This is a genomic window from Streptomyces callyspongiae, from assembly GCF_047200695.1.
Classification (GTDB): Bacteria; Actinomycetota; Actinomycetes; order Streptomycetales; family Streptomycetaceae; genus Streptomyces.
Genome location: NZ_JBJZOM010000003.1, coordinates 179,188 through 202,507, shown reverse-complemented (window position 1 = coordinate 202,507; position 23,320 = coordinate 179,188). Strand labels below are relative to the sequence as shown.

Annotated in this window: 16 protein-coding genes; 9 read left to right on the top strand and 7 right to left on the bottom strand. The window is 73.3% G+C overall.

Annotation, left to right across the window (positions count from 1 at the left end; translation table 11 throughout):
- Positions 1 to 54: 54 nt before the first annotated feature.
- Positions 55 to 3,003 carry an SARP-family global regulator AfsR gene (gene afsR / locus ACL06G_RS03930; protein WP_412835428.1) on the bottom strand — a complete coding sequence of 983 codons (2,949 nt, stop codon included), beginning with the start codon at positions 3,001 to 3,003 and terminating at the stop codon, positions 55 to 57.
- A gap of 457 nt (positions 3,004 to 3,460) precedes the next feature.
- Between afsR and ACL06G_RS03925 the strand changes: the two genes are divergently transcribed.
- The 5 genes from ACL06G_RS03925 to ACL06G_RS03905 all read left to right on the top strand — a co-directional run bounded on the left by ACL06G_RS03925 (position 3,461) and on the right by ACL06G_RS03905 (position 9,665).
- Positions 3,461 to 4,528 (top strand): LacI family DNA-binding transcriptional regulator, encoded by a 1,068-nt coding sequence (locus tag ACL06G_RS03925; RefSeq protein WP_412786754.1) that lies wholly within the window; start codon positions 3,461 to 3,463, stop codon positions 4,526 to 4,528.
- 143 nt (positions 4,529 to 4,671) lie between these two features.
- Complete coding sequence (locus ACL06G_RS03920; RefSeq protein ID WP_412786753.1) at positions 4,672 to 5,964, top strand: ABC transporter substrate-binding protein; 1,293 nt, start codon at positions 4,672 to 4,674, stop codon at positions 5,962 to 5,964.
- 35 nt (positions 5,965 to 5,999) lie between these two features.
- Positions 6,000 to 7,082 carry a carbohydrate ABC transporter permease gene (locus ACL06G_RS03915; protein ID WP_412835427.1) on the top strand — a complete coding sequence of 361 codons (1,083 nt, stop codon included), beginning with the start codon at positions 6,000 to 6,002 and terminating at the stop codon, positions 7,080 to 7,082.
- Positions 7,079 to 7,942, top strand: coding sequence for a carbohydrate ABC transporter permease (locus tag ACL06G_RS03910; RefSeq protein ID WP_412786751.1), 864 nt, complete (start codon positions 7,079 to 7,081; stop codon positions 7,940 to 7,942). The genes ACL06G_RS03915 and ACL06G_RS03910 overlap by 4 nt, the downstream gene beginning before the upstream one ends.
- Before the next feature lie 55 nt (positions 7,943 to 7,997).
- The gene (locus ACL06G_RS03905; RefSeq protein WP_412786750.1) at positions 7,998 to 9,665 is read left to right on the top strand and encodes a glycoside hydrolase family 13 protein; all 1,668 of its coding nucleotides are present in this window, start codon (positions 7,998 to 8,000) and stop codon (positions 9,663 to 9,665) included.
- 18 nt (positions 9,666 to 9,683) lie between these two features.
- Here the strand turns inward: ACL06G_RS03905 and ACL06G_RS03900 are convergent, their stop codons facing one another.
- Together ACL06G_RS03900 and ACL06G_RS03895 are read right to left on the bottom strand one after the other, a co-directional pair.
- Positions 9,684 to 10,121, bottom strand: a complete 438-nt coding sequence (locus ACL06G_RS03900) for a hypothetical protein (protein WP_412835426.1) — start codon at positions 10,119 to 10,121, stop codon at positions 9,684 to 9,686.
- 101 nt (positions 10,122 to 10,222) lie between these two features.
- Positions 10,223 to 10,540: a hypothetical protein gene (locus ACL06G_RS03895; protein ID WP_412786748.1), complete on the bottom strand. Its 318-nt coding sequence runs from the start codon at positions 10,538 to 10,540 to the stop codon at positions 10,223 to 10,225.
- Positions 10,541 to 10,705: 165 nt separating this feature from the next.
- On the opposite strand from ACL06G_RS03895, the gene ACL06G_RS03890 reads away from it, so the two are divergent.
- Together ACL06G_RS03890 and ACL06G_RS03885 are read left to right on the top strand one after the other, a co-directional pair.
- Positions 10,706 to 13,300, top strand: a complete 2,595-nt coding sequence (locus ACL06G_RS03890; protein WP_412835425.1) for a bifunctional FO biosynthesis protein CofGH — start codon at positions 10,706 to 10,708, stop codon at positions 13,298 to 13,300.
- Between the two features lie 106 nt (positions 13,301 to 13,406).
- Positions 13,407 to 14,522 carry an ADP-ribosylglycohydrolase family protein gene (locus ACL06G_RS03885; protein ID WP_412786746.1) on the top strand — a complete coding sequence of 372 codons (1,116 nt, stop codon included), beginning with the start codon at positions 13,407 to 13,409 and terminating at the stop codon, positions 14,520 to 14,522.
- Positions 14,523 to 14,535: 13 nt separating this feature from the next.
- On the opposite strand, the gene ACL06G_RS03880 is transcribed toward ACL06G_RS03885, so the two are convergent.
- The 3 genes from ACL06G_RS03880 to ACL06G_RS03870 form a co-directional block, all read right to left on the bottom strand.
- Complete coding sequence (locus ACL06G_RS03880) at positions 14,536 to 14,730, bottom strand: DUF397 domain-containing protein (protein WP_412786745.1); 195 nt, start codon at positions 14,728 to 14,730, stop codon at positions 14,536 to 14,538.
- A gap of 187 nt (positions 14,731 to 14,917) precedes the next feature.
- Entirely contained in the window at positions 14,918 to 15,778 is an 861-nt protein-coding gene (locus ACL06G_RS03875; protein ID WP_412786744.1) for a helix-turn-helix domain-containing protein, read from the bottom strand.
- 187 nt (positions 15,779 to 15,965) lie between these two features.
- Entirely contained in the window at positions 15,966 to 16,763 is a 798-nt protein-coding gene (locus ACL06G_RS03870) for a GOLPH3/VPS74 family protein (protein ID WP_412786743.1), read from the bottom strand.
- Positions 16,764 to 17,069: 306 nt separating this feature from the next.
- Here ACL06G_RS03870 and ACL06G_RS03865 point away from each other — a divergent pair, with 306 nt between their 5' ends.
- Together ACL06G_RS03865 and ACL06G_RS03860 are read left to right on the top strand one after the other, a co-directional pair.
- A complete protein-coding gene (locus tag ACL06G_RS03865; protein ID WP_412835424.1) occupies positions 17,070 to 19,580 on the top strand; it encodes a D-alanyl-D-alanine carboxypeptidase in 2,511 nt (836 codons plus the stop codon).
- A 65-nt stretch (positions 19,581 to 19,645) separates the two neighbouring features.
- Positions 19,646 to 21,673, top strand: a complete 2,028-nt coding sequence (locus ACL06G_RS03860; protein ID WP_412786741.1) for a DUF8823 domain-containing protein — start codon at positions 19,646 to 19,648, stop codon at positions 21,671 to 21,673.
- Positions 21,674 to 21,693: 20 nt separating this feature from the next.
- On the opposite strand, the gene ACL06G_RS03855 is transcribed toward ACL06G_RS03860, so the two are convergent.
- Positions 21,694 to 23,253, bottom strand: coding sequence for an ATP-dependent DNA ligase (locus ACL06G_RS03855; RefSeq protein ID WP_412786740.1), 1,560 nt, complete (start codon positions 23,251 to 23,253; stop codon positions 21,694 to 21,696).
- Between the last annotated feature and the right edge of the window lie 67 nt (positions 23,254 to 23,320).

Genomic DNA, 23,320 nt, shown 5'->3' with positions numbered 1-23,320 from the left:
TGATGAACGTCCACCGACACGGCCTCGCGCGGCCCGCGGGCGCCCGTGGAGCGGTTACGCGACGGCTGCCGGGGCGAGCAGCGCACGCACGTCCGCGGCCTCCGGCGAGTCCAGTTCCTCGTAGGTGGAGAGCGCCTCCGTCCAGCAGGCCCGCGCCCGGCTCCCCTGGCCGATGTCCGCGAGGGCGCGCCCCAGCACCGTGAGCGCGTGGGCGTGGCGCCAGGGGCCGCCCACACCGCGCAGGATCGACTGGGCCTGCTCCGCGTGCCCGGCGGCCGACGTGGCCGTCCCCGCCGGCAGGTGGACCTCCGCCAGGCGCACGTGCGCCATGCCCTCCCACAGCCGCTGCCGCGTCGTCCGGAAGGCCTCCAGCGCCTTGTCCAGCGCGTTCCGGGCCTCGTCGAACCGGCCTGCCGCCGTCAGTGCGAGCCCGAGGGCGTAGTGGCCGTTGCCGAGCCGCATCGTCATGCCGTGCCGTTCGTAGATCACCACCGCCTCCTCGGTGAGGGCGACGGCGTTCTCCGTGCGGCCCGAGCCGATCTGGTTCCGTGCCAGGTTGCACAGGGCGCTCGCGACCGACGGTTCGTTGTCGTAGGCGCGGAACGACTCCAGGGCCTGGTGCAGGTACCGCTCGCCGTCGGCATGGCGCCCCTGGTAGTTGGCGATGATGCCGCGGTCGTTGAGCGAGTAGGACGAGGCCACCGGGTCCTCCGCCTCGCGCCCGAGGAGGCCCGCCAGCCGTGCCTCCTCGTCGGCGTGACCGAACTGGCCGGTCGCCATGTGGAGTCCGGTGAGGACGGAACGCGCCCGCGCCTCCGCCTGTGCGTCGCCCTCGCGCCGGGCCGCGTCCCGCAGCGCGAGCGCGGCCTGTTCGTGGGCGCGGACGTTGACCCCGCCCTCGCCGAGCGCGACGGTGACCATCAGCAGGTCGGCGGCCCGGCGCAGGGTCGTCCCGGAGGCCAGTTGCTGTGCGCAGGCGAGGAAGCACGGCGATTCGGCGAACAGCCAGTCGATGGCCGCCGCGGGGTCGGCGAACGCCAGGCCGTCCTCGCGTGCGCCCGCCACGTGGTCGGCCAGCCGTTCTCCGGGCAGTGCCATCCGGAAGGCGTTGCCGCCGGTCGCGAGGTAGAAGTCGAGCAGCCGCGACAGCGCCTCGTCCCTTTTGGAGGGGGGCTGTTCGTCGCGTTCCGCGCATTGTCGCGCGTAGAGCCGCACCAGGTCGTGGAAGCGGTAGCGTCCGGGAGCGGCGGACTCCAGCAGGGAAGTGTCCACCAGCGACTCCAGCACGTCCTCCGCGTCCTCGGGGAGCCGGCCCAGCAGCGCGGCGGCGGCGTGCAGCGAGATGTCGGGTCCGTCGGCCAGGCCCAGCAGGCGGAACGCGCGGGCCTGGGAGGGGTCGAGCTGGCTGTAGCCGAGTTCGAAGGTGGCCTTCACCGCCTGGTCGCCGACCTGCAGTTCGTCGAGCCGTCGCCGTTCGTCCGCGAGCTTCGCCGCGAGGAACGACACGGTCCAGGTCCGCCGGGAGGCCAGGCGTGCCGCGGCGATGCGGAGCGCGAGCGGCAGGAAGCCGCAGGCGGCGACGACGTCCATGACGGCCTGGCGCTCCGCGCGCACGCGGTCCTCGCCGACGATGCGGGTGAAGAGCGTGATCGCCTCCTCCGGGCTCATCACGTCCAGGTCGACCAGGTGGGCGCCCGCGAGGTCGACCATTCTCGTGCGGCTGGTGATCAGCGCGGCGCAGCCGGCGGTGCCGGGCAGCAGGGGCCGTACCTGGGCCGCGTCGCGGGCGTTGTCCAGCAGGGCGAGGACGCGGCGTCCCGCCAGCAGCGAGCGGAAGAGCGCCGAGCGCTCCTGCAGGCCGTCCGGGATGGTGGAATCGGGGGTGCCCAGCGAACGCAGGAACGAGCCGAGGACGGCCTCCGGTTCCACGGCCTGTCCGGCGCCCTGCAGGTCGACGTACAGCTGGCCGTCGGGGAAGTGCGCGCGGGCGGCCTGGGCCACGTGGACGGCGAGGGTCGTCTTCCCGACCCCTCCGATGCCGGCGACCGCGGACACGGCCATCACGGAGCCCTCTGCGGTGCCGAGTTGCCGGCCCAGCTCGGCCACCAGTGCGGTGCGTCCGGTGAAGTCGGCAACGGTGGCGGGGAGTTGGGCAGGGCGGGCAATCTCGTGCCCGTGGGGAGCGCTGGGGGAGCCGTCGGAGGCGAGCGCCAGGTCCTCGTCCGCCTCCAGGATGCGCTGCTGGAGCTCGGAGAGTTCGGGGCGCGGATCGACGCCGAGTTCCTCTCCCAGGAGCTTCCGGGTATCGGCGTAGACGGCCAGCGCCTCGGCCTGGCGCCCGCTCCGGTACAGCGCGAGCATCAGCAGCTCCCGCAGCCGCTCGCGCAGCGGGTACGCCGCGGTGAGGGCGGTGAGTTCGGATACCGCCTCGGTGTGCAGCCCGGTCCGCAGGCTCAGGTCCAGGCCCCGTTCCGCGAGACCGAGCCGCCACTCCTCCAACCGTGCCCGCTGCGTCCCGGCGTAGGGGCCGGGTACGTGGGCCAGGGATTCGCCGCTCCACTGGGCCAGGGCGGCGGCGTACGCGTCCCGGGCGCCGGCCAGGTCTCCTGCGGCCTCCGACGCCTCTGCGCGCGCCGCGTGGTCCGCGGCAAGGTCCAGGTCGAGTACGGCGCCGGCGTCGGCCGTGCGCAGGGCGTACCCTCCGGACTCGCTCACCAGGTGCGCGGCGTCCTCGCCCAGCGCCTTGCGGAGGCGCGAGGCGTAGGTGCGCAGGGCCGACTTGGCGCGGTCCGGCGGGTCCTCGCCCCAGAGGCCGTCCATGAGGTGCTCCGCGGTCACCGTGCGGCCGGCCCGGAGCAGCAGGGCGGCGAGGAGGGCCTTCTGCTGCGGCGATCCGGTGGGCAGCGCCGTCCCGCCGCGCCAGGCGAGGACGGGGCCGAGGACGTGGAAGCGCAGCCGGTCGCGTGGTTCCGTCCCGTGTGTCCTGTGGACATCGGCGCCCATGGTGCCCCCTGCCGTCCCTCGGCTCAGCTCCGGCTTCGCTCCGGTCAGTCTGCCTTGTCTGCGGCCGCTACGTCAGCTCAGCCACTGTGCGGTTGTGGGGAGTTGAGGCGTATTGAGGTGTTCGTGCACAGGTTTCCGGCTTCCGTCGCACGGCGGGCGCACGGCGGGCGCACGGTGCGGCGGTGCCGGCCGGTGCAAGCCGTGTCCGTTCGGAGAGTGAAGACGGCGTCGCGTGTCCGTTCATGACATGTAGCTGATGTAACGGCTGCACACGTTTACATCGCCTCCGTGGCCGCCGTGAAACCCAGCAAGAACGAACATATCGGACCAAAGGATTCACCCTGGTGGCGCCTGCCCAAGAGAGTTCGTTCAAAGCATTGCAACAGGTTTTCAGGCGCCCTATGTTCGGGTCCACTCTCGCAGGGGCGGTCCCTGTGCTGCGGAGAACGGAGGCGCGATGGCTGCGACCATCATCGACGTCGCGCGCCGTGCCGGGCTGTCCACGGCGACCGTGTCACGGGCGCTGCGCGGACTCCCGAACGTCTCCGAGGGGGCACGGGAACGGGTCCGGCGGGCCGCCGAGGAGCTCTCCTACACGACGTCCCCGGTCGCCTCCCGGCTCAGCTCGGGCCGCACCGGAGCGGTCGGAGTCGTCCTTCCGTTCGTGAACCGCTGGTTCTTCGGACAGGTCGTCTCCGGCATCGACTCCGTGCTGCGCGCCCACGACTGGGACCTGCTGCTCTACAACCTGGGCGACACCCGGGTGCACGAGCGGTTCTTCGAGCGGATGCCGGTCCGCCGGCGGGTGGACGCGCTGATCGTGCTGACCCTGCCGCTGCACGCGGCCGAGACGCAGGCGCTGGCCTCCCTGGACGTCCCCGTCGCCGTGCTCGGCGACCCCGTCCCCTCCTTCTGGAACGTCCGTATCGACGACACCGCGGCCGCCACCACGGCCGTGCGGCACCTGATCAACCTGGGCCACCGGCGGATCGGGCTCGTCACCGGCGCGGCGCACGACCCGAGGCGCTTCGCCACCCCCCTGCTGCGCCGGCAGGCCTACCGGGCGGCCCTCGACGCCGCGGACCTCGCGCACGACCCGCAGCTCGAAGTCCTGGGCCACTACGGCATCGAGGAAGGAGCCGCCGCCATGGCCCAGCTCCTCACGCTCCCCGACCCGCCGACCGCCGTCTTCGCCGAGTCCGACGAGATGGCCTTCGGCGCGCTGCGGACGCTGCGAAGAATGGGGCTGCGCTGCCCCGAGGACGTCTCGGTCATCGGTTTCGACGACCACGAGGCCGCCCACCTGATGGACCTCACCACCATCGCCCAGCCGGTCGTGGAACAGGGCGCCTTACTGGCCCGTCAGGTCCTGGACGCCCTGTCGGGGGCGCGGCGGGAGCCGTTCGAGACGCTCCTCGCGACCCGCCTGGTCGTCCGGGGCAGCACCGCGCCCGCCCCCGGCAGGTCCGGCGCCCGGCACCGTACGGCCGTCGCCGTGCCCCGCTCGGGCTCCCGCGCTCCCTGACCACCGCCCCCACCGACCGCCCACGTCCGCCCCACCGGCCCCGACCGGCGGAGCCGCTGCACGCATGCGACGGATATTTCACAGAAAGGCATGAACTCGTGAACCCACTGCGCAACAGGTCGATACCGAGAAAGTCCGCCCCCGTGGCGTGCGCGATGCTCACCGCCCTCGCCGTCTCGAGCTGCGGCGGCGGTTCCGGCGGCTCCGACGACGCCGCCGGCGGCGCCGACTTCTCCGAGCACGGGCCCATCACGTACGTCGCGGGCAAGGACACCAGCGGCTACGTGCAGGACATGATCGACGTCTGGAACAAGAAGCACCCGGACGAGAAGGTCACCTTCGTCGAGCTGCCCACGGACGCCGACGCGCAGCGGCAGCAGATGATCCAGAACGCCCAGACCGAGTCGGACGCGTACACCGTCCTCTCGCTCGACGTCGTGTGGAACGCCGAGTTCGCGGCGAACCAGTGGATCGACAAGCTGCCCGAGGACGAGTTCCCGACGGACAACATGCTCGACCCCGTGGTCGAGACCTCCGAGTACCGCGACGGCCTCTACTCCGTCCCGATGGCCGCGGACGGTGGACTCCTCTACTACCGCACGGACCTCATGGACAAGGCGGGGATCGAGGAACCGCCGGCCACCTGGCAGGAGATGAAGGAGGACTGCGACCTCATCAGGAAGAAGGTCTCCGAGGCCAAGGACATGAACTGCTACGCAGGGCAGTTCGAGAAGTACGAGGGCCTCACGGTGAACTTCTCCGAAGCGGTCAACTCTGCCGGGGGCGGTCTGGTCGACGACTCGGGCAAGCCCACGGCGGACACCCCCGAGGCGAAGAAGGGCCTGGACTTCCTGGCCGACTCCTTCCAGGACGGCACCATCCCGAAGAAGGCCGTCACCTACCAGGAGGAGGACGGGCGCCGAGCCTTCCAGGGCGGGAACCTGATCTTCCACCGCAACTGGCCCTACATCTACAACCTCGCCTCCGCCGACGACGGCTCCAGCAAGGTCGCCGGGAAGTTCGACGTCGCCCCGCTTCCCGGACTGGACGGTCCCGGCACCTCCAGCCTCGGCGGCCACAACCTCGCCCTGTCCTCCTCGGCGAAGAACAAGGGCACGGCGATCGACTTCATGAAGTACTTCACCAGCCACGAGAGCGCCCAGAAGCGACTGGACGTCGCCTCCCTCGCGCCGCCGTACGCCGACCTGTACGACGACAAGGCGATGATCGAGCAGTCCCCGTACCTGCCCGAGCTGAAGGAGTCGATCCTCAACGCCAAGGCCCGCCCGCGCGTCGTCAACTACGGCGAAGCCACCATGGCCATCCAGGAGCAGGCCTACGCCGCCCTCTCCGGCAAGAAGGACAGCGGCGCCGCCCTGAAGGAACTGCAGAAGCAGCTCATGAAGATCACTGCCGGCCAGCGGTCGGCGGGCTGACACGACAGGGCTGCCGACGCCACCGGAGGGACACCATGCTGGACACCACAGTCGAGGACGGGCAGGGCGCACGCGCCCCGGCGCCCGAACGCACCCGCAAGGAGCCGCCGCGGCCCCGCAGCGGGAAGCGGGCCACCGCGGGAGTGGGAAGACTGGCCGCGCTGCTCATCTCCCCCACCATGCTGGTCCTGGGCGTCGTCGTCCTCTATCCGACGCTGATGGCGATGCACCAGTCGCTGTTCGGCGAGAAGGGCATCGACCCGGAGACGGGCTTCGTGCAGAAGACCGAGCCCTTCGTCGGAATGGACAACTACGCCGCGATCCTCGGCGATCAGGCGGAGGTGTTCTGGAACGCGTTCTGGAACACCAGCTACTTCACCGTCACCACGGTGGCGCTGGAGACCGTCATCGGTGTCGGCATGGCGTTGATCATGCATCAGGCCCTGAAGGGGCGCGCGCTCATCCGGGCGAGCATCCTCATCCCCTGGGCCATCCCCACGGCCGTCAGCGCCCTGCTGTGGCGCTGGGTGTTCGACACGGACGGCGTCGCCAACGCCGTCCTGCCCGGCACCACGCTGTGGACGGCGGACGGCGCCCAGGCGCAGCTCGCCGTCATCATCGCGGAGGTCTGGAAGACCGCGCCGTTCGTCGGCCTGCTCACCCTCGCGGGCCTGCAGCTGATCCCCCAGGAGGTGTACGAAGCGGCCCGGGTGGACGGCGCCGGCGCGCTCCGCCGCTTCTGGAGCATCACGCTGCCGCTGGTGCGGCCCGCGCTGCTGGTCGCGGTGCTGTTCCGGACGCTGGACGCCCTGCGGATGTTCGACCTTCCCTACATCCTCATCGGCGCCCAGAAGGAATCCGTCGAAACCCTGTCCATGCTCGCGCACGCGGAGGCCTCGAACGTGAACTTCGGACCGGCCTCCGCGTACGCGGTGCTCCTCTTCCTCTACGTCTTCCTGATCGCGCTGGCGTTCATCCGCCTGCTCGGCACGGACCTCGTGGGCGGCGAGGACGCTGCGGCGGGCGGCGGGAAGAAGGGCGGCGGGAAGCTGTCGTCCAGGTTCGCAGGACGTGGCCGCGCCGGTGCGCCGCCCGTCCGGAAGGAGGTGGCGGTGTGAGCTCCGCGGTGAACACCGGGGCCGTGGGCTCCAGGAACCGGACCGCACGCCGGCTGCTGCCGGTGCTGGGCGTCGGCGTGGTCGTGCTGTACTGCCTGGCGCCGTTCTACTGGATGCTGGTGTCCAGCCTGCGGCGCACCTCCGACATCTTCGACATCTCGCCGTGGCCGTCACCGCTGTCGCTGGAGAACTACGCCGCGGTCTTCGAGCCGGGGCAGGGATTCTCCCGCGCCCTGCTGAACAGCCTCATCGTGGCGGGCATCACCACGCTGTGCGCACTGGTGCTGGCGACGTTCACCGCCTACGCCGTGGCGCGCCTGAGGTTCCGCTTCAAGCGCGTCATCCTCAGCGCCATCATCGCGACCTCGATGTTCCCGGTCGTCTCGATCGTCGTGCCGCTGCTGCGGCTCTTCACCGACATCGGGTGGATCAACACCTACCAGGCGATGATCGTGCCCAGCATGTCCTTCGCCCTGCCGCTCGCGGTGTGGAACCTGACCGTCTTCTTCCGGCAGTTGCCGGACGATCTGGAACAGGCCGCGATGATCGACGGCTGCACCCGCGGCCAGGCCTTCCGCAAGATCATGCTGCCGCTCGCGGCGCCGGGCGTGTTCACCACGGCGATCATCACCTTCATCGCGGCGTGGAACGAGTTCCTCATCGCGCTGTCCATGACGAACAAGGCGGAGCTGCAGACCGCCACCGTCGCCATTTCGAAGTTCACGGGGGCCACCCAGTTCGAGACGCCGTTCGGCAGCCAGATGGCCGCGGGCGTCCTCGTCACGGTCCCGCTGGTAATCATGGTCGTGATCTTCCAGCGCCGCATCGTCGCCGGCCTCGCCGCCGGGGCGGAGAAGTAAACCCTCGACCACGGGCCCACGCCCACGCACCGCCCACCGCCGAAACGGAGTCTTCGTGCCCCGCACCGCACCACCGGACACCCCCCACTCGCCGTGGTGGCGCACGGCCGTCATCTACCAGGTCTACATCCGCAGTTTCTGCGACGGGAACGGCGACGGCATCGGCGACCTCGCCGGCCTCCGCTCCCGTCTGCCGTACCTGCGGGACCTGGGGATCGACGCCCTGTGGATCAACCCCTGGTACCCGTCGCCGATGGCCGACGGCGGCTACGACGTCGCCGACTACCGCGACATCGACCCGTCCTTCGGGACCCTGGCCGAGGCGGAGGAGATGATCGCCGAGGCCCACGGGCTCGGGCTGCGCATCATCCTCGACATCGTTCCGAACCACACCTCCGACCGGCACCCGTGGTTCCGGGAGGCGCTCGCCGCGAAGCCGGGTTCCCCGGAGCGGGACCGCTACATCCTGCGGGACGGCAAGGGCCCCGACGGTTCCCTGCCGCCCAACGACTGGCGCAGCGTCTTCGGGGGCCGCGCCTGGACCCGCATCACCGAACCCGACGGCACCCCGGGACAGTGGTACCTGCACCTGTTCGCCGCGGAGCAGCCCGACCTGAACTGGGACAACCCGGAAGTACGCGCCGAGTTCGAGGACATCCTGCGCTTCTGGTTCGACCGCGGCGTGGACGGCTTCCGCATCGACGTCGCGCACGGCCTCACCAAGGACCCCGCGCTCCCCGACATCGGCATCGAGGAGGACGCGGTCTTCGCCCCGGAGGTCGGCGAGGAGGCCCACCCGTTCTGGGACCTGGACGCCGTGCACGACATCTACCGGGCCTGGCGGCGCATCGCCGACTCCTACGACGGCGACCGCGCCTTCGTCGCCGAGGCCCACGCCCGGCACGACCGCCTGCCCCACTACCTGCGGCCCGACGAACTCCACACCGCCTTCAACTTCGACTACCTGAAGGCCGCGTGGGACCCGAAGGTGCTGCGCACCGTCATCGACCGCAGCATTGCCTCGCACGCCACCGTCGGCGCTCCCACGACCTGGGTGCTGTCCAACCACGACGTGGTCCGGCACGTCACCCGCTACGGGCGCGAGGAGACCGCGGAACTCCCCAACATGCCCGGCGGCCCGCCGCCCACCGACCTGGAGCTGGGAACGCGCCGGGCGCGCGCGGCCGCGCTGCTGATGCTGGCGCTCCCCGGCGGCGCGTACGTCTACCAGGGAGAGGAACTCGGCCTCCAGGAGGTCGAGGACATTCCCGGGGAACTGCTGCAGGACCCCACCTGGGAGCGGTCCGGCCGTACCGTGCGCGGACGCGACGGCTGCCGGGTGCCGCTGCCGTGGTCCGGAGACCGGCCGCCGTTCGGCAACGGCGGCGAGGACGCGACCCCGTGGCTCCCGCAGCCCGCGGAGTGGAAGTCCCTCACCGCCCGGGCGGAGACGGGCGACCCTGCCTCCATGCTGGAGCTGTACCGCGAGGCGCTGCGGCTGCGACGTGCCGAGCCCGGATTCGCCGGTGCCGAACTGCACTGGCTGGACGGCCCCGAGGGGGTGCTGCACTTCGCGCGGGGCGACGGCCTGCGGTGCGCCGCCAACCTGACGGAGGACCGGTTCGACCTGCCCGCCGGTGGTGAGGTCCTGCTCTCCAGCGGGCCGCTCGACGGGGCGCGCGTCCCGGCCGACACGGCCGTCTGGTACCGCGTCGACGACTGAGCCGGCATCGCGGTCCGGTCACCGGCCGTCGGCGCCCGCAACGGCCGACGACCGTGACCGGACCGCGACGAGGACCGGAAGGGAGAGAGCGGGCAGCGACAGCACCCAGGCGAACGCCGCCCACGCAGGGTCGATCGGACGGACGACCTTGTCGACGAGGACGATCGCGGTCGTCGCCAGCAGCGTCGCACCGAGTGTCACGCCCACCCACCGTGCGGCGAAGCGCTGCTCCCGGCGGCGGGCCGTCCTGCGATACGCGTCCGCCACCTCGCGCGGGGTGCCGAGGGCCGCTGCTGCGGCGGCGACGGCGGTCTCCGCGTCGGCGCCCGCCTCCATCCGTGCCGCGGCGTCGCTGCGGACACGGTCGGCGATCTCCGCCGCACGGGGACCGAGCTCCGGCTCCGTCCTCGCCAACCGGCCCACCCACTGGTCCACCAGAGCGTCGAGCTGTGACATGTGTGCCTCCCGGGGCGGGTCGTGCGAGTGCGGCGGACGCGGTGGGAGCCCCCGGGCCGGGCTCGCGGCCGAGCCGGTCCCGGGCGGGCCCCGCACCCCTCTCAATCCTCGTCGCGGCCGTACTTGAACGCCAGTATCAGGATCAGCGCGACGACGACGAGGACCACGAGGTAGGGCGTCAGTGCGCTGGACCCGCCGCCGGTGGTGCCCCCCGAGTAGCCGCCCGTCGTACCGCGGTAGCCGCCCCGGCTGCGCCCCTTGACGCCGCGGGCGACCACGACCTGTCCCGTGCCCGCGCCCGAGGCGTGCGCGGCGACCCGGGCGACGGCGGGAGCGGGCCGCGGCGACGCGGCGGCCCCGGCGGCGGGTGCCAGTGCGAGTGCGGTGAACGCGGACAGCAGAACGGCGGCCGTGCGCATGGGATCCCCCTGGTTTTCGGTTCGTGCGGCGCCTCCGCGCCGCGAGACGACCTTGCACGGTAGCGGACGGGAGCCCCGGGCGCGCGGTTCCCGCGGCATCTCCGGGGCGCACCCGCCGGGCGGGCCCGGGCCCCACCCGGCGGGTGCAGTGCGTAGGGTCGGGGCATGACGAAGGAAGCGCAGGCAGGAACGTCGACGGCACCGACCGCCAACGCGATGCGCCGTGCGTTGCGGCGCGCCCGGGACGGTGTGGCGCTCGACGCCGCCGAGGCGTCCGTGCTGTTCCGGGCACGCGGTGAGGATCTGGCCGACCTGACGGCATCCGCCCGCCGGGTCCGCGACGCGGGTCTGGAGGAGGCGGGCCGGCCCGGTGTCCTGACGTACTCGCAGAGCGTCTTCGTCCCGCTCACCCGGCTCTGCCGCGACCGCTGCCACTACTGCACCTTCGTCACCGTGCCCGGGAAGCTGCGGAGCGAGGGGCACGGCATGTTCCTCTCGCCCGACGAAGTGCTCGACATCGCCCGCAGGGGCGCGGCGGCGGGTTGCAAGGAGGCACTGTTCACGCTGGGGGACCGCCCCGAGGACCGCTGGCCCGAGGCATGGGAGTGGCTGGCCGCCGAGGGCTACGACGACACCCTGGCCTACGTCCGGGCGATGGCGATCCGTGTCCTGGAGGAGACCGGGCTGCTCCCGCACCTGAACCCGGGCGTGCTCGGCTGGACGGACTTCCAGCGGCTCAAGCCCGTGGCCCCCTCGATGGGCATGATGCTCGAGACCACCGCGGAGCGTCTGTGGAGCGAACCGGGCGGCCCGCACCACGGGTCGCCCGACAAGGAGCCCGCCGTCCGCCTGCGCGTCCTGGAGGACGCAGGCCGGTCCAACGTGCCCTTCACCAGCGGCATCCTGCTCGGCATCGGCGAGAACCTCGAGGAACGGGCGGAGTCGCTGTTCGCGCTGCGCCGGGTGCAGCGGGCCTACCACGGCCTCCAGGAAGTCATCGTGCAGAACTTCCGTGCCAAGCCCGACACCGCGATGCGCGGCATGCCGGACGCCGACCTGGACGACCTGATCGCCACCCTCGCCGTCACCCGGCTCGTCCTCGGCCCCTCCGCACGCCTCCAGGCCCCGCCGAACCTGGTCGACGGCGAGTTCGCGCGGGTCGTGGACGCGGGCATCGACGACTGGGGCGGCGTCTCCCCGCTGACCATCGACCACGTCAATCCGGAGCGCCCCTGGCCGCAGATCGAGCGGCTCGCGGAGCACGCCCGGAATTCCGGCTTCGAGCTCCGCGAACGCCTCGCCGTCTACCCGGAGTTCGTGAAGCGGGGCGAGCCGTGGCTCGACCCGCGGGTGCTGCCGCACGTCGAGGCCCTCGCCGATCCGGAGACCGGACTCGCCCGGGAGGACGCGGTCGTGCGGGGACTGCCGTGGCAGGAACCCGAGGAGGTCTTCGTCCCGAGCGGCCGCACCGACCTGCACGAGGCGGTCGACACCGAGGGCCGCAGCGCCGACCGGCGCGAGGACTTCGACGAGGTGTACGGCGACTGGGCCGCGCTGCGCGAGCAGGCCGGGCCCGGAATGGTCCCCGAACGCATCGACGGCGACGTCCGCGCGGCCCTCGCGACGGCTGCCGACGACCCCACCCGCCTCACCGACGACGAGGCGCTCGCGCTGCTGCACGCCGACGGCGACGCGCTGGAGGCACTGTGCCGGATCGCCGACGACGTGCGGCGCGACGCCGTCGGTGACGACGTCACCTACGTCGTCACGCGCAACATCAACTTCACCAACGTCTGCTACACGGGGTGCCGGTTCTGCGCCTTCGCGCAGCGCCGCACCGACGCCGACGCGTTCACGCTGTCGCTGGACCAGGTCGCCGACCGCGCCGAGCAGGCCTGGGACGTCGGAGCGGTCGAGGTGTGCATGCAGGGCGGGATCCACCCCGACCTGCCGGGCACCGCCTACTTCGACCTCGTCCGGGCGGTGCGGGCCCGCGTCCCCGGCATGCACGTCCACGCCTTCTCGCCGATGGAGGTCGTCAACGGTGCGGCACGGACCGGCATGTCGATCCGGGACTGGCTGCTCGAGGCGAAGGAGGCCGGACTCGGTTCCCTCCCCGGCACCGCCGCCGAGATCCTCGACGACGAGGTCCGATGGGTCCTCACCAAGGGCAAGCTGCCCGCCGCCACCTGGGCCGAGGTGGTCGAGACCGCGCACGACGTGGGGCTGCGGACCTCCTCCACGATGATGTACGGCCACGTCGACCAGCCGCGGCACTGGCTCGCACACCTGCGGACGCTGGCGGGGATCCAGCAGCGCACGGGCGGCTTCACCGAGTTCGTCACGCTGCCGTTCATCCACACCAACGCCCCGGTGTACCTTGCCGGGATCGCCCGGCCCGGACCCACGATGCGCGACAACCACGCGGTGACCGCCATGGCCAGGCTGCTGCTGCACCCGCACGTCCCCCACATCCAGACGAGCTGGGTGAAGCTCGGCACCGAGGGCGCCGCACGCATGCTTGCCTCCGGGGCGAACGACCTGGGCGGGACCCTGATGGAGGAGACCATCTCGCGGATGGCCGGTTCGTCCTACGGCTCCTACCGCTCGGTGCGCGATCTGGAGGCCATCGCCGAGGCCGCCGGACGTCCCGCACGTCCCCGCACGACGCTGTACGGCGAGGTCCCCGAGGAGCGGGTGCGGGCGGCGAAGGCCTCCGACGGGCACCTGCCACGGCTGCTGCCGCTCGCGGACGCCTGACCCGCACACCGGCCGGCGCCCGGTGTGCGGACAAGGAGGCGCCACGGGCGCCGCGTCCCGCTAGAGTGCCGTCCGGCAACGGTGGCGAACGGCAAGGAGAGCGCGCGTGACCACGGGTACCGCAGCCCTTTGGGGCCGTGCCGAGCAGCAGGACTTCCGCAGCCGCGTCCGCGGCTGCCTCCTCGGCGGCGCACTCGGCGACGCCCTCGGTGCGGGAATCGAATTCGACTCGCTCGACACCATCCGGGAACGGCACGGCGCCGCGGGCGTGACGGACTTCGTGCCGGCGTACGGGCGTCGCGGTGCGATCACCGACGACACCCAGATGACCCTCTTCACCGTCGACGGCCTCATCCGTGCCCACGTGCGCCGGGACACCGGTGCATGGCACCCGCCGACGGACGTGCACGCCGCATACCTGCGCTGGGCGGCCACCCAGCGCGACTGGGGTCCGGACGAACGCCGGGAGAGCGACGGCTGGCTGGCCCGCGAGGAGTGGCTGTACGCCCGCCGCGCCCCGGGGAACGCCTGCCTCAGCGGGCTCGCCGACTCCCGCATGGGCACCGTGGACGAGCCGAAGAACCCGCAGTCCAAGGGGTGCGGCACCGTGATGCGCTCCGCACCGTTCGGGCTGCTCGTCGGCTGGGAGCCGCAGCTCGTCTTCCAACTCGCCGTCGAGTGCGCGGCGCAGACCCACGGGCATCCCACCGGGTGCCTGGCGGCGGGCGCCACCGCGGCCATCGTCCACTCCCTGGCCCGCGGCGAGTCCCTGGACCACGCGGTGCAGCGCGCACTCGCCCAACTGGCCGCGCGGCCCGGCCACGAGGAGACGTCCGACGCGCTCAAGCGGGCGCTCGGCGCCGTCCGGCAGGGCATGCCGAGCGCGGAGCGGGTGGAGTCGCTGGGCCAGGGCTGGGTCGCGGAGGAGGCACTCGCCATGGCCGTCTACTGCGCGCTGGTGGCCGAGGACGTCCGGCACGGTCTGCTGCTCGCGGTCAACCACGGCGGGGACAGCGACTCCACCGGAGCGATCTGCGGCAACTTCCTGGGCGCGATCCACGGGGAGACGGCCCTCCCGCCGACCTGGGTGGCCGAGGTGGAGGGCCGTGCCACGATTCTGGAACTCGCCGACGACTTCGCGATGGAGATGACGCAGGGACCGGCACTGCACGCCCCGGGCTCCTCGTCCCCCGCGTGGCTGGCCCGCTACCCGCGGATGTGAGCCGGAACGCTGGTCAGGAGCCGCGGACCGTCGCCACGAACCCCCGCCAGGCCCGGGGCCGGAAGCGCAGCCGCGGACCGTCCGGCACCTTGGAGTCCCGGACGCCGACGACGTCCCGTGCGGGGGAGGCGACCTCGACGCACGCGCCGTTGCCGGTGGAGTAGCTCGACCTGATCCAGTCGCTCGTTCTTCCGTGCTGCAGCGTCATGTCCGCCCCGGTCCCTTCGCGTCGTCCGGTGTGTTCGGGACGACGCTACGCGGCGTCGCCGCGCTCCGACTTCCGCATTCACCCGACCGGATGGCGTCTGCGGAACAGTCCTGCGCCGCGTCGTGCGGGGGAGTAGCCTCGCCCGTTTCCGGGCGTGTGCCCGGCGGGAGCACTGCCGGGCACACGGTCAGGACTTCCGGTACTCCTCCGCCACGTCCTCGATGAACGCCCGTGTCTGGTCGGCGTTCAGCGCCTGCGCCCGCAGGTGCTCGTACATGACGCTGTAGCTCTGCACGTCGTTCGCCTTCTCCAGGTACAGGTCGCTGGTCACGCCCTCCAGGTAGACCACCGTGGAGTCGGTGGCCTCGGGGAACTCCAGGATCGCGTACTGGCCGTTGACCCCCGGGTGCGCTCCCATCGAGAACGGCATGACCTGGACGGTCAGGTGCGGCAGCCGGGACAGGGCGACCAGGTGCTCCAGCTGCTCCGCCATGGTCCGGGGGCCGCCGACGGCGCGCCGGAGCGCCGCCTCGTCCAGCACGGCCCACAGCCGCAGCGGCTGCACCGCTTCACCGATGCGGTCCTGACGGCGCATCCGCACCTGCACGCGCTTCTCGACGTCCTCCGCCGAGGCCTCCGGCAGCGCACCGGCCACCACGGCCTCGGCGTAGGCCCGGGTCTGCAGCAGCCCCGGCACCACCTGCGGCTCGTAGACCCGCAGCGAGGCGGCGTCCGTCTCCAGGCCGATGTAGACGCTGTAGGGGATGTCGCCGAACGCGTGCCACCAGCCCTGCTGGCGCGACTCCTTGGCCATCTGCATGAGGGAGTCGACGATGCGCCGGTCCTCGACCTCGTAGACCCCGCACAGATCGCGGACATCGCGCTGAGAGATGCTGCGGCGCCCGTTCTCCAGCCTGCTGATCTTCGACTGGGAGACGAGCAGCCGGTCCGCCACCTCCTCCGCCGTCATGCCGCGGAGCTCGCGCAACCTGCGCAACTCCTGGCCCAGGCGGCGGCGCCGTACCGTGGGATTGACCTGTGACGCCACAGGGACTGCACCTCCGCAGGTAAGTACGACTACTCACCAGCAGAGTGCCATCACTGTGCGCGTTCGCGCCGGGAAACGGCCGTATCCGGCCGCAGCGCACGGCTCCCCCGGGCGGGACGTCGGGCGGTCGCGTCGCGGCGCGCCCTGGTCCCGTCCGGGGTCCCCGGGCGGGGTGCACCGGAGGCGCTCAGCGCACCCCGGCCCGCACCATGCGTGCTGCGACGGGCGAGCGGCGCGCCGGCTCGCCGGTGGCACCGGCCCGGGCGGCGGGCGCCCCGACCGGGTGGGGTGTGCGGGACGGTGCGGCCGCTCGTGCGGGGCCGCGTCCGCCGCCTGCCGCGCTCTGCCGGCGGGGCGCAGCGGCGGTGCCGTTCTGCACGTCCGTCACCGCGTGCGCCACGAGACCACCCATCGGGTCGTGGCGGATCAGGTCCCGCAACCGGGAACGGCACGAGCGGCCCTCGTTGCCGGGGTAGAGGTGCTTGCCGAGCCCGACGGCGTGCGCCAGTGCGGCCAGCGCGGCGGTCCTGGAGTCCGGCGGCACACCGGTCCGTATGGCGGCGTCCAGCCGGTTCCGGATCTCCCGGCTGATCGCCGTGTCCGTCGCCTGGTACCGCGTCGTCGGAAGTACTCCGCACATCTGGCCGTTGACGGCGTGCACCATGCCGCACCGTTCCAGGTGCGTCAGGTACGTCTGGCGCAGGCCCAACCGGGGCCCGCCGATCCAGTGCACCGCACGTACCGGGCTGCCGCGCCTGCGCAGCAGCTCCAGTGCGGAGTCCAGTGTCGGATCTCCGGTCGGCCGCGGCAGCACCACGGCGATGCGGTCCCCGTCCGGGGCTATTCGTCCTGCGAGAGCCAGCTCCACGAGCTGGGCCCCGGCCAAGCCGAGGTCGAGCGACTGCGGCTGGGCTGTGGTTCCCGTGGTCGGGTCCAGCGCCAGCAGCAGAAGCTCCTCCGGAATCGTTCTGCGGCTCCTGCCCATCCATGCCTCCCCGCGTGGATGCATGACAGGGTGACCCCTCTCACAATCATCTGTCGAGAGTGCGTGACGGGAATGCGTGGGAACCGGCGGGTATGTCGTTCTCGTCCACCAGGGGGAGCGGGGTGAGTCCGTTCCACAGTGTGTCACGGGTGTGGCACGGTCCGCAGTCGGGGGTCCCGAAGTGTTTCACGGGAACAGGAAGCGGAACCGTTCAGCCACGCAACACTGTTTAACTGGGAGGGCCGTTGGTCACGGCATCCACACGCCGTGACCGCGACATCTGCACGTCGGAGACAGGAGGCATCGGTGGCGGGCGAGTCCCCCGACAGGTCGGAGCGGGAGAAGTCGTCGGGGGAGACGCGGGAGGAATCCGCACCGGTTCCCTCCGCGCGGCGGCGCCCGGGCGAACCGCCCGCGTCCACGGCACGGGCCGGAGCGGTGGACGGTGCCGCGGACGAGGCGGAGGGCGCGAGCGCGCCCGCCGGGGATTCCGGGGACGCCGGGGAGTCGGCCGATCGGGAGCCGGAGGCCGCGGAGACGTCCGCCGACTCGGGCGACTCGGGCGACGCCCGGCTGCGCGCGGCCGTGGCGGCCTGGGTCTCGGGCTCGGCGTCCGACCGGGAGACCGCTCCGGAGTCGAACGCCGAGGACGCCGCCGGGTCCGGGCAGGCATCCGGCGGCCCGGCCGGTGACGACGCATCGGCGGCGGGTGCGGCCGGTCAGCTGCCCGTCCGGCCGCGCCCCTCTGCCCCGGAGACCGCTGCGGGGCCTGCCGCGGACCGGCCGGACGAGGACCCGCCCACCACCCTGTTCGGCGGGGTGCGGCGCGAGGACCCGGAGTCCGGCGAGGACGCTGCCGCCGCCCGCGCGGAGCGGATGACGGCCGCCTTCTTCGGCGCCTCCCGCTCACGGGACGGCGCGGAGCAGGGCGCTGCCGAGGAGCCCGCAGAGCCCGCCGAGGAGTCTGCCGACCCGGCTGCCCGGCAGCCGGCGGACGAGCCCGCCGAGCAGCCGGACCCGGAACCGGACCCGGAGTCCGCAGCGGCGGAGGCCGTGGACGGTGCCGATGCCCCCGACACCCCCGACGAGCCTGCGGAGGGCGACCGGGCGGCCGCGGCGGAGGACAGCGACGGCCCGCGGGACCAGGCCACTTCCGTCCTCCGGGCTCCCGCCGGGCCGTCGGCCGACGGCCCCGTGGACAGCCCCACCACCCACCTGCGCCCCCCGGAGCCGGGCGAGACGGACACCCCGGACGCGCCGCAGGGCGAGCGGACCGGGGAGGACACCCGTCCCGCCGGGAAGAACTCCCCCGCCCCGGAGGGACGACACCCCGGCGCCGCGGCCGCCCGCGAACGCCTCGCGAAGGGCGCCGCGGGAGCCCGCTCCGCAGCGGCGGGGTTCGTGCCGCTGCGGGACCCGGACGAGGCGGAACGGTCCGGCGCGGCGGAACCGTCCGCCGGGGCACCGGAGGCGGGGCCCACCGGCGTCGGCGGCGGCCTGGAGCGGACCAAGCAGCAGCCGCTCCCCGACCCCCCGCCGCTGGAACTGCTGGCGCAGCTCACCAACACGCCCGCTCCGCCCGCGACCCCGCTGCGCACCGCGCTGCGCAGGGTGAAGATCTGGACCCCGCTCGTGGTCCTGCTGGGCATCGTGTTCGTCGTCGCGCAGGCGCTGCGCCCGCTGCCCGAGCCGTCGCTCACCCTCACCGCTGCGCCCGCGCACACCTTCGACGGCGGCCGGCCCTCGCTGCCGTGGCCCGGCGAGGGGCAGGCCGAGGTGCAGGTGGCCGGCATCGGCACACTCGGCACGCACGGCGAGCAGAAGCCGGTGCCGATCGGCAGCGTCGCGAAGACCATGACGGCCTACCTGGTGCTGCGCGAGCATCCCCTCGAGGAGGGCGAGGACGGGCCGACCCTCACTATCGACAAGCAGGCCGAGGAGGGCGGCAAGCGCGGCGCGGGCAACGGCAACGAATCGGTGCTGGACGGCGTGAAGGCCGGCGACCGGATCTCGCTGCGGCAGGCGCTCTCGGCATTGATGATTCCCTCCGCCAACAACATCGCGCGGCTCCTCGCACGCTGGGACAGCGGTTCCGAGGAGGCGTTCGTCGGGAAGATGAACCGCACCGCCGACGAACTCGGAATGGACCGCACGACCTACACCGACCCCAGCGGCCTGCGGGAGAGCACCGTCAGCACGGCCGGCGACCAGGTGAAGCTCGGCGCCGAGGTGGTCGAGATGCCGGAGCTGATGTCGATCACCAAGCTGCCGTCCTGGAAGAACCCCTTCACCGGTCAGCAGATGCGGAACTACAACACCCTGGTGCCCTACGACGGCGCGATCGGCATCAAGACCGGCACCACCACGGCTGCGGGCGGCAACCTGCTGTTCGCCGGCCACAAGGATGTCGGCGGCACCCGGCAGCTGATCGTCGGCGCCGTTCTGGGCCAGCACGCCGCACCGATCATCGACACGGTGAACGCGGTCAGCCGCGAACTGCTGACCGCCGCCGGCGACACGCTGACCTCGGAGACGATCGTGCGGAAGGGCGACGTCGTGGGCCACCTCGACGACGGCCTCGGCGGCCTTACGCCCGTGGTCGCGACGGAGGACGTGCGGGCCGTCGGCTACCCCGGCGTACGCGTCGACCTGTCCCTGGAACCCGGCGGGAAGGCGATGCCGCACGCGGCGCCGGCCGGCAAGGAGGTCGGAGTGCTGCAGGTCGGAGACGGTCCGGGAGCGGTCGAGGTGCCCGTCGCGCTGCAGAAGCGACTGACCGAGCCCCCGTTCGCCGACCGGCTGACGCACCTCCTGTGACGGTCCGGCGCGCCGCGCGCCGGTAGCCTGCGGGGGACCGCAGCAGCCACGTGGGGGAGAGAGCCATGACCACGCCGGCCCCTCCGCCACGCACCCGGACGACGGCCGACGCGGACCGGGCGTCCGCGCCCCGCGTGCCCGCGGCGCGCAGCACCCGGTCCGCGCAGGACGCGCCGCCGCCCGGCGCTGCTGCCGCGGGGCGGCGCGTCGCCGCCCACCTCGGTTCCCGCCTGGCCGCCCGGGTACGGCACCCGGTGGGGGCCGCGACGGTCACCGGTGCCGTCCTGCACCTGCTGTGGCTCTGGCTCGTCGCGAACGGCGGCGGCGATCTGGCGGCGCAGGACGCCTGGGCGGAGTTCGTCGGCCGCCATCCCGGCTCCGCCTACAACCTCGCCTGGTACGGCGGCATGCACCCGGTGTCGTACAGCATCCTCTCGCCGTACCTCATGGCCGTGGTGGGGGTGCGCCCCACCCTGATCCTCTCCGGCGTCCTTTCCGCAGGACTGCTGGCGCTGCTGCTCACACGCTCCCGTGCCGTCGCCCGTCCGATGGTGCCGGCGCTGTGGGGCGCCTTCGCCTTCGCCTGCAACGCGGCCTCCGGGAGGGTGACCTACGCTCTCGGCACGCTGTTCGCGCTGGGCGCCGTCGCCGCGGTCTGGGCCTGGCCGCGCAGGTGGCGGCACCGGCGGAAGCTGCGCGGCGCGGTCGCGTTGCTGCTGTCGGCGCTCGCCACCGCCGGCAGCCCGGTGGCCGGACTGTTCCTGGAGGTCGTGGCGGGCGCGCTGCTGCTGCAGGGCCGCCCGCGCCCCGCCGTGGCTCTCGGGGCGCCACTGCCGGTGGTGGTCGGGATCAGCGCGCTGCTGTTCCCGTTCCAGGGCGTGCAGCCGATGCCGTGGCCGTCGGTCGTGTTCCCCCTGGTGACCACGGCGGCCGTCCGGCTGCTGGCGCCCCGCGAGTGGCGGACGGTCCGCCGCGGCGCGGAGGTCTACTTCGCCGGCATCCTGCTCACCTGGGCCGTGCCCTCGCAGGTGGGATCCAACGTGGAGCGTCTCGCGCAGATCTTCGGCGGTGTGCTCCTGCTGGCGCTGCTGCCGCGGGTCCGGGCCACTGTCGCTCCGGGCGGCCGCAGGCTGACGGCACTGGTGTGCGCGTTCGTGGTGACGGCGGGTTTCCAGGTCGGAAAGCCCCTCTGGGACGTCGTCCACACGCGGCCCGAGGCGGCGTGGGCGCACAGCCTGGCCCCGCTGCTGCACCGCCTCCAGCAGGTCGACGCGGACGCGGGCCGGGTCGAGGTCGTTCCGGTGCGCAGCCACCGCGAGGCGTCGGCCCTCGCTCCGTACGTGAACCTCGCCCGCGGCTGGAACCGGCAGGCCGACGCCGAGCGGAACCCGCTGTTCTACCGGGAGGGCGGCTTCTCGCCGCAGCGCTACCACGACTGGCTGCGCCGCTGGGCGGTGCACTACGTCGTCCTGCCGGTCTCCGACACTCCCGACGTCGCGGCGCGGCAGGAGGCCCGGCTGGTCGCCTCCCGGCCCCCCTTCCTCGACCTCGTCTGGCAGGACGCCAACTGGCGGCTGTACGCGGTGGCCGACACGCGGCCGCTGGCGTCCTCGCCCGCCACCTCGGTGCGGGCGGCTGCGGGGCGGGTGACGCTGGAGGTCGAGGAGCCCGGTTCGGTGCTGCTCCGCGTCCCGTGGTCGCCGTGGCTGGGCCTGGTGACCCGGGACGGCGACCGCGTGGCTCCGCCCACGTCGGCGGAGGGCAATGTCAACGGCTGCCTGCGCCGGGCCCGTCCGCTCGCCGCGGGGCCGCCGGGCGGTGTGTCCGGGCCTCCCACGCACCGTCCCGGCAGGGAGCCGGCGGGATCGTCGGCGGGCGGCGCGCCCGCCCCCGGCGGGAACGACGGCCCGGACGGGGCGGACGAGGGGCCGCTGGGGCTTCTGGCGTCCGCCGTCTACGAGGAGGGCAGCAGCGGCCGCTGGACGGTCCTGGAGGTGCCGCGCGCCGGCACGTACCGCGTCGCCGCGCCCTACCGGCTGCCGCGCGGCACACCCTGCCCGCAGCAGGACTCCGGCGGTGCGGGCGGCTCGTGAGGCCGGGCCCGGTGAGCCCCTCAGTCGCGCAGCCCCTTCCGGACCTCGTCGACGCTGTCCGCGCCGGCCGCATCCTTGTCCTCGCGGTAGCGCAGGACGCGGGCGAACCGGAGGGTGACGCCGGCGGGATACCGCGTGGAGCGCTGCACCCCGTCGTAGGCGATCTCGACGACCAGTTCGGGGCGTACCACCACTCCCCACGGCTCCTCGCGCACCGCGAGTTCCCGCAGCCGCACGGTCTGCCAGGCGAGGAGGGCGTCGGTGAGGCCCTTGAAGGTCTTGCCCAGCATGGCGAACGAGCCGTCCGCACGGCGCGCCCCCAGGTGCAGGTTGGACAGGTGCCCGGTCCGGCGTCCGTGGCCCCACTCCGCACCGAGGACGACCAGGTCGAGGGTGTGCACGGGTTTGACCTTCAGCCAGGCGGCACCGCGGCGCCCGGCGCTGTAGCCCGCGTCGAGCGCCTTGACGACGACCCCTTCCTGACCGCGCGCCAGGGCCTCCTCGGCGAAGGCGCGCGCGGCGCGGCGCACGTCCTGCCGCGTCGGGTCCGCGGCCGTCGTCCGCCGCACGCGGAGCTCCGCCGGCACGACGCGGGCCAGTGCGGTGCCGCGCTCGTCGGCGGGACGGTCCAGCAGGGACGTGTCGTCGAGTGTGAGCAGGTCGAAGAAGGCCACGGACACCGGCAGGGCGCGGCGGGCGCCGGCGACGTCCAGGCGTGACCCGACGCGTCCCGCGGTCTCCTGGAAGGGGCGGGGCCGGCCGTCGGGTGCGCGGGCGACGACCTCGCCGTCCAGCACGGCGCGGGTCACGGGCAGCGCGGCCGCGGCGGCGACCACTTCGGGCAGCCGTTCGGTGATCTCGTCCAGGGTGCGGGTCCAGATCCGCACGGCGCCGGCCGCCGACGCCGCTGCCGTGCGGTCGACGTGGACCTGGACGCGGATGCCGTCCAGTTTCTCCTCGACGGCGCACGGACCGAGCCGGTCCAGGGCCTCGTCCACGTCTTTCGCCGTCTGCGCGAGCATCGGCAGCACCGGGCGGCCCACTTCGAGCCGGAACCCGGCGAGCGCCGCGGGCCCGCCTTCCAGCACGGCCCGGGCCACGGCTCCCGGGGAGCCGCCGAGCATCACGGCCCGCCGCACGTCGGCGGGTTCCGCGCCGGCGGCGGCCGCCAGCCCCTCGACCGCGAGGGCGTCGAGCGCACCCTGCCGGAGTTCGCCGCCGAGGAGGCGGACCAGGAAGTCCTGCTCCTCGGCGGTGGCGGCGGACAGGAGTGCGGCGAGCAGTCGGCGGCGTTCCGCCTGTGCTCCCGTGCCCGACACTGCCGCGATGCGGTCCAGGGCGCGGTCGGTCTCCTCGAGGGTGAGGGAGGCCGTTGGCGCGGGCCCGGGCCGGTCGCGGAGGGTCCGCGGGCCGATGCCGGTCCTGCGCTGCGGAAGCCTCCCTGCCAGGTAGGTGAGGGCGACCGGCGCCTCCGCCGGCTCGGCGGTGCGGAACAGCGCGGCGAGCAGCGCCACCTTCTCCGTCCGGGAGGCGGTGGCCGTGACGGCGAGCGAGGTACGGGCGATGTCGGCCAGCAGCATGTCCCCATCCTTGCGCCGCTCCCTTCTCCGCGCCGGGGAGGCGCGCGCGGGTTCGCGGCGGGCCGCG

Bases quoted from the DNA above. Each gene is read 5' to 3' on its own strand.
- ACL06G_RS03855 (WP_412786740.1), bottom strand. From the start codon at position 23,253: ATGCTGCTGGCCGACATCGCCCGTACCTCGCTCGCCGTCACGGCCACC.
- ACL06G_RS03870 (WP_412786743.1), bottom strand. From the start codon at position 16,763: ATGGGCAGGAGCCGCAGAACGATTCCGGAGGAGCTTCTGCTGCTGGCG.
- ACL06G_RS03890 (WP_412835425.1), top strand. From the start codon at position 10,706: ATGACGAAGGAAGCGCAGGCAGGAACGTCGACGGCACCGACCGCCAAC.
- ACL06G_RS03900 (WP_412835426.1), bottom strand. From the start codon at position 10,121: ATGTCACAGCTCGACGCTCTGGTGGACCAGTGGGTGGGCCGGTTGGCG.
- ACL06G_RS03880 (WP_412786745.1), bottom strand. From the start codon at position 14,730: ATGACGCTGCAGCACGGAAGAACGAGCGACTGGATCAGGTCGAGCTAC.
- ACL06G_RS03860 (WP_412786741.1), top strand. From the start codon at position 19,646: ATGACCACGCCGGCCCCTCCGCCACGCACCCGGACGACGGCCGACGCG.
- ACL06G_RS03925 (WP_412786754.1), top strand. From the start codon at position 3,461: ATGGCTGCGACCATCATCGACGTCGCGCGCCGTGCCGGGCTGTCCACG.
- afsR (WP_412835428.1), bottom strand. From the start codon at position 3,003: ATGGGCGCCGATGTCCACAGGACACACGGGACGGAACCACGCGACCGG.
- ACL06G_RS03895 (WP_412786748.1), bottom strand. From the start codon at position 10,540: ATGCGCACGGCCGCCGTTCTGCTGTCCGCGTTCACCGCACTCGCACTG.
- ACL06G_RS03915 (WP_412835427.1), top strand. From the start codon at position 6,000: ATGCTGGACACCACAGTCGAGGACGGGCAGGGCGCACGCGCCCCGGCG.